The organism is Streptomyces sp. NPDC057474 (assembly GCF_042802555.1).
In the GTDB taxonomy this organism is placed as follows: domain Bacteria; phylum Actinomycetota; class Actinomycetes; order Streptomycetales; family Streptomycetaceae; genus Streptomyces.
The window spans coordinates 1-8,541 of sequence record NZ_JBHVDX010000038.1; the positions used below are offsets into that span (position 1 = coordinate 1).

The following is an 8,541-nucleotide window of genomic DNA, read 5'->3' on the forward strand; positions in this document are numbered from 1 at the left end:
TCCCGGGCCCGCGACGGCAACGGGCCCGGGAGAGGTCGACGGGCGGGCCGTCACCCGTGAGGGGGCCTGGACGGGCCCGTCACCCGTGCGAGTTCACGGTCGGGCCGTCAGGTAACCGCCCATCGTGCGGAAGTAGTCCGTCGCCGCGTACTCCGTGCCGTCCTCCGTCCGCACCCGCTTGACCACCAGCCCGGGCAGTCGCCCGGAGCGCGCCTCGGCACCGGCGACGATGACGATCCCCTCGCCCTCCCGGATGAAGATCCGCCCAGGCGTGCCGCCGTAACGTCCCTCGGAGACGGCGGCCGAGACGATCCGGATCCGCTCGCCGCGATGGTGGGTGAAAGCGTTGGGATACGGGTCGGACTGGGCCCGTACGAACCGCTCCAGGTCCTCGGCGGGCCAGGTCCAGTCGATCCGGCTGTCCTCCAGGGACCGCTTGTGGAAGAAGCTCGAACGGGAGCGGTCCTGCGGCGTCCACACGGCCTTGCCCGAGGCGATGAGTTCGAGCGAGTCGGTGACGAGCGGGCCGATCAGGTCGACCGTGCGGTGGAACAGGTCCGTCGCCGTGTCGTGCGGCCCGACCGGCACCGAACGCTGCAACAGCACGTCACCCATGTCGAGTTCGGCGTCCATGCGGTGGGCCGTGACACCGACCTCCTGCTCGCCGTTGATGAGCGCCCAGATGAGCGGGGAGAAGCCCGCGTAGGTGGGGAGCAGGGAGTCGTGGACATTCAGTGTGCCGTGCGGCGGCAGGTCGAAGATCTCCGGCGGCAGCCAGGTACGCCAGTTGTTCGCCACGATGAGGTCCGGATCGACCTCCTTGAGTGCGCGCAGGAGTTCGTCGTCACCCGGGCGATTGCGCAACAGCACGGGCACACCGTGCTGTTCGGCGAGATCGGCGACCGAGTCGCTCCAGATCTTCTCGTACGCGTGGTCGCTCTTCGGATGGGTCACCGCCAGGACCACTTCGTGGCCGGAATCCAGCAGTGCCTGCAGCGTCCGGTGTCCCCAGGTCTGGTACCCGAACATAACGACCCGCATATGAGCCCTCCTCAGCCGTTGCTAGGTAAGGCTAACCTTATCTAATATGTCTCTGCTTGGGGGAGGCTGTGTTCCAGCTTGTGAAACTCTGTGACCTGTTCTACGAGAGGCGATGACGCGGTGACGACGCTGCACACCGGGCCGGACATCTACGACGTTCTGGGTATCGGATTCGGCCCATCGAATCTCGCACTCGCCATCGCGCTCCATGAACAGTCCGTGAACGCCGGTACGGAGGACGGGCTGCGGGTCGGGTTCCTGGAGAGACAACCCCGGTTCGGATGGCACCGCGGGATGCTCATCGACGACGCCACCATGCAAGTGTCCTTCCTGAAGGACCTGGTGACGATGCGCGATCCCACCAGCGACTTCAGCTTCCTGTGCTACCTGCGCGACCGGGGCCGACTCGTCGACTTCCTCAACCTGAAGACCCTCTTTCCCCTGCGTATCGAGTTCCACGACTACTTCGAGTGGGCCGCCGCCCGTGTCTCACACCTCGTCGAGTACTCCGCCGAGGTCGTCTCGGTACGGCCCGTCACCCGGGACGGCGAGATCCGCTACTTCGACGTCACCAGCCGCGTACCCGGCGACCCGGACAGCCTGACCGTCCGCCGTGCCCGCAGCATCTGCGTCGCCACCGGCCTGGAACCGCGCCTCCCGCCCGGCGCCGCCCTCTCCGAACGGGTCTGGCACAACAGTGAGTTGCTGCCCCGCGTCGAGCAGGTCCGGCGCTCCGGACAGCCGATACGCCGGGCCGTCGTCCTCGGCGCCGGACAGAGTGCGGCGGAGGCCGTGGACTACCTCCACCGCCACTTCCCCGAGGCCGAGATCTGCTCCGTCTTCGCCAAGTACGGCTACACACCCGCCGACGACAGCCCCTTCGCCAACAAGATCTTCGACCCCGAGGCCGTCGACCTGTACTACGGCGCGCCCCGCGAGGTGAAGCAGTCGCTCTTCGACTACCACCGCAGCACCAACTACTCCGTCGTGGACATGGACTTGATCGAGTCCCTGTCCCGGGCCATGTACCAGGAGAAGGTCCAGGGCCGGGAGCGGCTGCGGATGATGAACGTCTCCCGTCTGCGCGAGGTGGAGGCGGGCGCGGACGACGTCAAGGTGACCGTGGAGTTCCTGCCGACGGGGGAGCGCGAGACCCTCTCCGCCGACCTCCTCGTCTACTCCACCGGCTACCAGCCGCAGGGCGTCGACGACAACCTGGGGGAGATCGGCAAACTCTGCCTGCGCGACGACGAGGACGCCCTCAGGGTCGGCCGCGACCACCGCGTGGAGACCGCCCCCAACGTCACCGCCGACATCTACCTCCAAGGCGGCACCGAACACACCCACGGCCTCACCTCGACCCTGCTCTCCACCACCGCCGTCCGCGCCGGTGAGATCTGCGCAGCCCTCCTCGCCCGCCGCGCGACGAACCTGACGACGACGGAAGGATGAAGCCGGACGGGAACGGAAGGACGAAGACGGACGGGACACGTGTGCACGTGCACCGGAACGGACGGCGGCCGACGTGATGGTCCGCGCCGAAGCCGGTGACGGTCCGACCGGCCCAAGCGGCTGACACCGAGGGCTGGACCGGGGGCGGGCGCCGCAACAGGGCACCCGCCCCGCCTACCGGCGGTCGGCGTCCGCGTCGACCGCGCCCCGGCGCCGCACCCCCTTCGCCAGCACCCCGCCCAGGAACCCGGTCACGAGTCCCCAGAGCACGGCGAGCCCGAGCGCGGACCACAGGTGGGGCCGCAGGAACAGTTCCCCGCCCAGGTCGCCGCCGAGGTCGCCGATGCCGATGACCGACAGTCCGTAGTGCGCGGAGATCCGGGCCACGAGGCAGATCATCAGGACGGTGAGCGCGAGGGCGGCCGCCATGTGCACGGCGTGCTGCCACAGCCGTACCCGGGCCGGTGAGCGGGCCGCCATCACGAACGCGGCGACGAGCAGCAGCACGGCGTTCACGGCCACCAGCCACCATGCCCGACCGTCGTACTCGGCGAGCGAGCCCAGGTTCAGGGTCGACACGTCGGGGCCACGCACGACCTCGTCCAGGATCTTCGGCATCGGCAGCCCGAAGGGCCCCTCGACCTGGCTGTCCCAGGTGGCGCCCAGGCCGATCGTGAACGTCAGCCACACCACGTTCGGCAGGCCCAGCAGGATCACCGCGGCCGTCTCGGCGGCGTGCCCACGGGTCAGCGCCACCACGACCGCGATCACCAGCCCGAGACCGACGTACGCCAGCAGCAGGCCGACCATGGCGTACGCGGCCGGGCGCACCGACGCCTGGAACCGCAGCAGCCGCGCCGGGAGCGGCGCCCCGCGCGACACCAACAGTGCCAGGACGAGTACCCCGGCGAGCCACAGCAGCCCGAAGAACACGGTCGGCGCCACAGCTGTCTCGAACCCCACATCGGCGGAGGTGCCGAAGAAGTCGCCCACGTCGCCGAGCGGGATGTCGAAGGTCTGCCGGGCCGCGAGCGCGAGGCCGATCAGAGCCGCCACCCACAGGACGGCTACCCGGGCGGCCCAGCCCGCGAGTTCGGTCGCCCCTGCCACGGCTCGGTGCCGCAGCGGCCGCAGGAACCCGGCGGCGATCACCAGCGCGCCGACCAGGGTCACCGACAGCGGGATCACGGTCAGGCCCGCCCGGGTCTCGGCGATGGACCCGGCGCCGCCGGAGAGCTCGATCGTGCCGCCGACCGCCGTCACGACGGTGGCCGCGACGACCCGGGGGAAGGCCCCGTCCGGGAGGTCCGCCGCACCCGCCGCCCAGAGTCCGAGGGACGCAGTCACGATCATCGCGATCAGCCCGGCCAGCACGGTTCCGAGGGCCTGGAGCCAGCCGTGGCGGGCGACCGCCCGCTCAGGTGCTGTCGTCTGCCGAGGCGGCAGGGTCTGGGGACTCACTCTTGCCACGCTAAGCACCGCGGAGGCACTCCGCGCGCCGGGAGGTCCGGGCTCGCTCGGCTTGCGGGCGGCACGGGGCCAGAGCACACAATGGGCCTGTTGCGGAATAAAGCGGCATCAAATACGTGAAACATGTGAATCGCCGCAGAATGCCCTACGGCGGGAGAAGACCCGTGAGCTCCGAACAACCGTCCTCCGGCCGCCCGACAGGACCGCCCTCCGGACCCCTGTCCGGGCCGTCGCAACCCAGCCCCACCCCGCCCGATCCGACGCGGCCGAGCGGTCAGGTGCCACCGGAACCGCCGAGCGACGCCTCGGGCCCGGGCGGAACCGGCGGGCCGGGCGGAACGGGTGGTTCCGGTGGTGGCCCGGGCGGCCCCGGCGGAGGCTCCGGGGCCTCCAGGCAGGGGCCCGGAGGGCCCGGTCATCCGTGGTGGCGATCGGCTCCCCGTATCGCCCTCATGGTCACCGCGGCCGTCGTCGCCGTGGTCCTGATCGTCGTCTTCACCCGCTCCGACGACTCGGGCGGCTCGGCCGACGGCGAGGTCTTCCTCCAGGCCGCGGGCAAGGCCGGCCCCGACCCGTTCACCGAGTCGACGGCGACGGACAGCTCCACCCCGCCCGAGACCCCCACGGCGACACCGAGCAGCTCGGAACCCGCCAACGTGACGCGTGCCGTGGACGGTTCGTCCCCCGGCCTCTACGGCGGCACGCGCAACGTCGCCAGCTGCGACGTCGAGAAGCAGATCAAGGTGCTCGGGGCCAACCCCGCCAAGAACAACGCGTTCGCCTCCGTCGCCGGCGTCGAGTCCTCCGACGTGCCCGCCTATCTGCGCTCGCTCACCCCGGTGCAGCTGCGCATGGACACCCGCGTCACCAACCACGGCTACCGCGACGGCGCCGCCACCAGCTACCAGGCCGTCCTCCAGTCCGGCACCGCCGTCCTCGTCGACGACCGAGGGGTGCCCCGGGTGCGCTGCGCCTGCGGCAATCCGCTGAAGCCGCCGGTCGCGCTGAAGACCACACCCGAGCCGAAGGGCGACTCCTGGCCGTCGTACCGGCCGCAGAACGTCGTGGTCGTCGAGCCCTCGACGGCGATCATCAACGTCTTCGTCCTCTACGACCCCGACCACGACGACTGGTTCACCCGCCCCTCCGGCGACACCGGCGGGAAGGACAAGAAGACCAACCCGCCCGTCAACCAGCCCTCCCCGTCGGTGTCGACGTCGTTCTCCGAGGAACCGCCCTCGAAGTCGCCGAAACCGTGCCCCTCGCCCCCGAGCGGAGCCACGGACGACGCTACGACCCGGAGCGCGAGCCCGTGTCCCTCCTCGTCCTCCGTGACACCGTCCACCTCGCCCCCGTCGGAGCCGGAGACGCCGACCTCCGAACCCACGACGGAGCCGGAGAGCCCCGAGACGGCCGACTCGCCGCCGGACGACACCACGACGACCGAGTCGGCGTCCCTCTACAGCACCCAGGAGTCGATCACGCCGGGCTCCTGACCGCCGAAGCAGCCCTCGGACAGGCCCTGGCCCGCGCGGCTCACTCGTCGATCGCCGACCCGAACAGCGCGTCCGCGTAAGGCGCGCCGAGCGAAGCGCCGTTGTACGTCCACGACCCCGACGCCGTGATGCCGCCCGCGCCCGCCGAGAGCACCCAGACATGACCGTCACCGGTGTTCTCGCCCGGCGCGGCGGCCAGCAGCCCGAAGCGGCCGTCGCTGTTCGGGTCGGTCAGCCGGACCTGGGCGCCCCACTTGTCGCCCTTCTCGGCGGCGCCCGGCACGTCCGCCGAGTTCTGGTCCCACGACTTCGCGCCGGCCGAGGTCAGCCCGGCGGCCGAGCCCCGCAGCACCCACACGGCGCCCGCGTCCTGCACGGTCCCGATGTCCTCGCCCGCGGCACCGATCGCCACGTCCGCGTACCCGTCCCCGTCGGTGTCCGCGACCGACAGGTCCGAACCCCAGCCGTCGCCGGCCTCGGCGACACCGGGCACACCGGGGGAGTCCTGCACCCACCAGTCGGGCTCCGCCGCCGGACCGTCCGGACCGCCGAGGCGTACGCCGACCAGACCGCCGGTCTGCGTCTCGCCGGGCTGGTCGTCCGGGGAGTTCGGCTCACCGGTCACCAGGTCGTCGTACCCGTCGTGGTTGATGTCCCCGGACGCCGCGGCCGGACCGCCGCGCAGATCACGCTCGTACGTCAGCCCGTCCGCGTTCCCCGACAGATACGTGGACCAGCCGTGACCGGGCTCGTCACCGACGCTGAGGCCCGACACGACGAGGTCGGCGAAGCCGTTCTTGTCGTAGTCGCCGGTGGTCAGGGACTTGGGCAGGATGTCGCGGGCCTCGGCCTTCGCGCCGAGCCGCTGGGTGGACTCCCGGCGCATCGAGCTCTGCGCCGCGTCGTCGTACGCGAACAGCTCCAGGTCGTCCCGGTCGAGGACGGCGAGGATGTCCCCGTCGGTCTCGGCGGTGAAGCGGGCCGCGGCCAGACCGACGCCGAACTGTTCACCGGCGGTGGGTTCCTGGGTCTCCAGCCAGTCGCTGTCGGCGCCCGTGAGACCGGCCTTCGAGCCCCACAGGATGGCCACGCCGCCCGCGTCCTTGACGGTGCCGAGGTCCTCGCCGGGGATGCCGACCACGGCGTCGTCGTACCCGTCGCCGTCGAGGTCACCGGTGGCGACGGCCCGGCCGAACCCGTCGCCCACCTCGGCCGCGCCCGCGACCCCCGCGGTCGACTGGCTGAACCGGGCGACATCGCTCGTGCCGATGCCTCTGGACGAGCCGTACTGGACTGTCACCAGACCCGCGCCGCTCTTGCCGCTGACGGTGGCACCGGGAGCGCCGACCAGCACGTCCTCGTACCCGTCACCGTTGAAGTCGCTGTTGCGGTCACTGGCCCGCGTACCGCCGGGCACCCCGGCGTACGCGGACGGAGCGGTGGCGATCGCCGCGCCGGAGACGAGAAGAAATATTGCTGCAGCGAGGGCTGTCGAACGGTTCTTGCGCATATGCGGCTCCAGGCAGTAAGAACGGCCGGGCAGCGCGAGGGTGTCCGGAAAGGGCCCGTTCCTTGTCCGGCGCCCTGTTTGACACCGCATGGGGCACAAGGGTTGTACGGCAGTTCATGGAAACCACAGCCGTTCTTTCCTCTGGAGGTGGCCCCTCCCGCTCCTACCCGGCGAGCGCCGCCCGCGCCGCGACCGCGTCGTCCGGGTCCCAGACCTCCCTCGGCACGGCAGCCGGCAGCAACCGCGTGTACGGGTCCGCCGGTTCGCCGAGCACCCGTCGCGTCGCCCCCCTCGACGACGTGTCCTCGCCGCATCACCAGCACCTCGTCGGTGACGTGTTGGACCACGGGGAGGTCATGGCTGACGAAGACCAGGGCGACGCCGGTCTCGCGCCGGATCTCGTCCGCGGAGAGTCCGCGGAGCCTTCTGGGGCGGAAAAGCAGTGGCGGACCGCCTCGGCGACGGCCGATGCTCCTCCGCATGAGTGACCATCGTGAGACGCGGCCCGACGAACAGCCTCTGCCGCAGCGGAAGCCCGGGTGGGGCGACCGGTTCGTCGGCCCCGAAGGGGATCCGCGCGGCGAAGGAGGGTTCGAGGGGGAGCGGGCCACGCTGGTCGGGTATCTGCGCAACCAGCGGCTGACCCTGGAGCTGAAGTGCGCGGATCTCGATGCCGAGGCCCTGGCCCGCCGCTCGGTGCCGCCGTCGAACATGTCGTTGCTCGGACTCGTGCGCCACCTGGCCGGCGTCGAACAGTACTGGTTCCGTGAGGCGTTGGCGGGCGAGTCGGTGCCGCGCCACTACCGGGCCGGCGACGACCCCGACGGGGACTTCAACGACGCCGTGGCCGACCCCGAGGCCATCGTCGACGCCTGGAAGACCTGGCGCTCCGAGGTCGACTTCGCCGAGCGGTTCGTGGCCACGGCCCCGGACCTCGGCATCACCGGCCGCCACGACGACGAGCCCATCGCCCTCCGCGAGGTCCTCGTCCACATGATCGAGGAGTATGCCCGCCACAACGGCCACGCCGACTTCCTGCGCGAACGCATAGACGGCCGCATCGGCCAGTGACGCCCCGGACCGGGTTTCCTGGGGGATTCCCCTGAGGGCGGAACGCCGCCCCCTTCCCCTCCCGCCCCGAGTTCCTAGGCTGAAGAAGTGAGCCAACAAGCGTCGAACGAAGCCCGAGTCATCCCCCTGCGCCCGGCAGCGGCCCCTCCGGCCGGCCCACCCGCGAAGGAACCCCTGTGGCGCGACCTCGTCGGTGACGTCCTCCGGCGCGAGCGGCTCGCCCAGGAACGCACACTGAAGGACGTCGCCGACGAGGCCCGCATCTCGATGCCGTACCTCTCCGAGGTGGAACGGGGCCGCAAGGAAGCCTCCTCAGAGGTCCTGGCAGCCGCAGCCCAGGCTCTCGGCCTGGGCTTGGGCGACCTGCTGTCCCTGGCCCAGACCGAGCTGACCCGCCACACCACCCGCAGGACGCCCAAGGCCCCCTACAACGGACTGTGCCTCGCAGCCTGACGAGGCTGACCACCCGCGCCCCGAAGGGGCGCGGGGCTGTGTCGATAT

7 protein-coding genes and 1 pseudogene are annotated in these 8,541 nt (G+C 71.1%); 4 read left to right on the forward strand and 4 right to left on the reverse strand.

The features are described 5' to 3' along the window. Positions 1 to 93: 93 nt before the first annotated feature. The gene (locus ACFU53_RS13860) at positions 94 to 1,041 is read right to left on the reverse strand and encodes a methionyl-tRNA formyltransferase (RefSeq protein ID WP_383990541.1); all 948 of its coding nucleotides are present in this window, start codon (positions 1,039 to 1,041) and stop codon (positions 94 to 96) included. Positions 1,042 to 1,161: 120 nt separating this feature from the next. On the opposite strand from ACFU53_RS13860, the gene ACFU53_RS13865 reads away from it, so the two are divergent. After that, entirely contained in the window at positions 1,162 to 2,493 is a 1,332-nt protein-coding gene (locus ACFU53_RS13865; protein WP_383990544.1) for a lysine N(6)-hydroxylase/L-ornithine N(5)-oxygenase family protein, read from the forward strand. A 174-nt stretch (positions 2,494 to 2,667) separates the two neighbouring features. On the opposite strand, the gene ACFU53_RS13870 is transcribed toward ACFU53_RS13865, so the two are convergent. Further along, on the reverse strand, positions 2,668 to 3,954 hold the full coding sequence (locus ACFU53_RS13870; RefSeq protein ID WP_383990547.1) for a streptophobe family protein: 1,287 nt from the start codon (positions 3,952 to 3,954) through the stop codon (positions 2,668 to 2,670). A gap of 173 nt (positions 3,955 to 4,127) precedes the next feature. Here ACFU53_RS13870 and ACFU53_RS13875 point away from each other — a divergent pair, with 173 nt between their 5' ends. After that, a complete protein-coding gene (locus ACFU53_RS13875; RefSeq protein ID WP_383990550.1) occupies positions 4,128 to 5,459 on the forward strand; it encodes a DUF6777 domain-containing protein in 1,332 nt (443 codons plus the stop codon). A 40-nt stretch (positions 5,460 to 5,499) separates the two neighbouring features. On the opposite strand, the gene ACFU53_RS13880 is transcribed toward ACFU53_RS13875, so the two are convergent. Both ACFU53_RS13880 and ACFU53_RS13885 read right to left on the reverse strand, forming a co-directional pair. Beyond that, a complete protein-coding gene (locus ACFU53_RS13880; protein ID WP_383990553.1) occupies positions 5,500 to 6,969 on the reverse strand; it encodes an esterase in 1,470 nt (489 codons plus the stop codon). Between the two features lie 163 nt (positions 6,970 to 7,132). Continuing rightward, a pseudogene (locus ACFU53_RS13885) lies at positions 7,133 to 7,373 on the reverse strand (ABC transporter ATP-binding protein); the annotation flags it as partial. Between the two features lie 76 nt (positions 7,374 to 7,449). Here ACFU53_RS13885 and ACFU53_RS13890 point away from each other — a divergent pair. Both ACFU53_RS13890 and ACFU53_RS13895 read left to right on the forward strand, forming a co-directional pair. Continuing rightward, positions 7,450 to 8,040: a DinB family protein gene (locus ACFU53_RS13890; protein WP_383990556.1), complete on the forward strand. Its 591-nt coding sequence runs from the start codon at positions 7,450 to 7,452 to the stop codon at positions 8,038 to 8,040. 87 nt (positions 8,041 to 8,127) lie between these two features. Beyond that, complete coding sequence (locus ACFU53_RS13895) at positions 8,128 to 8,493, forward strand: helix-turn-helix domain-containing protein (RefSeq protein WP_383990559.1); 366 nt, start codon at positions 8,128 to 8,130, stop codon at positions 8,491 to 8,493. The last annotated feature ends 48 nt before the right edge of the window (positions 8,494 to 8,541 follow it).

What these genes read in the sequence shown, in the direction of transcription:
- ACFU53_RS13860 (WP_383990541.1), bottom strand. Translation starts at nt 1,041, where the DNA reads ATGCGGGTCGTTATGTTCGGGTACCAGACCTGGGGACACCGGACGCTG.
- ACFU53_RS13880 (WP_383990553.1), bottom strand. Translation starts at nt 6,969, where the DNA reads ATGCGCAAGAACCGTTCGACAGCCCTCGCTGCAGCAATATTTCTTCTC.
- ACFU53_RS13890 (WP_383990556.1), top strand. Translation starts at nt 7,450, where the DNA reads ATGAGTGACCATCGTGAGACGCGGCCCGACGAACAGCCTCTGCCGCAG.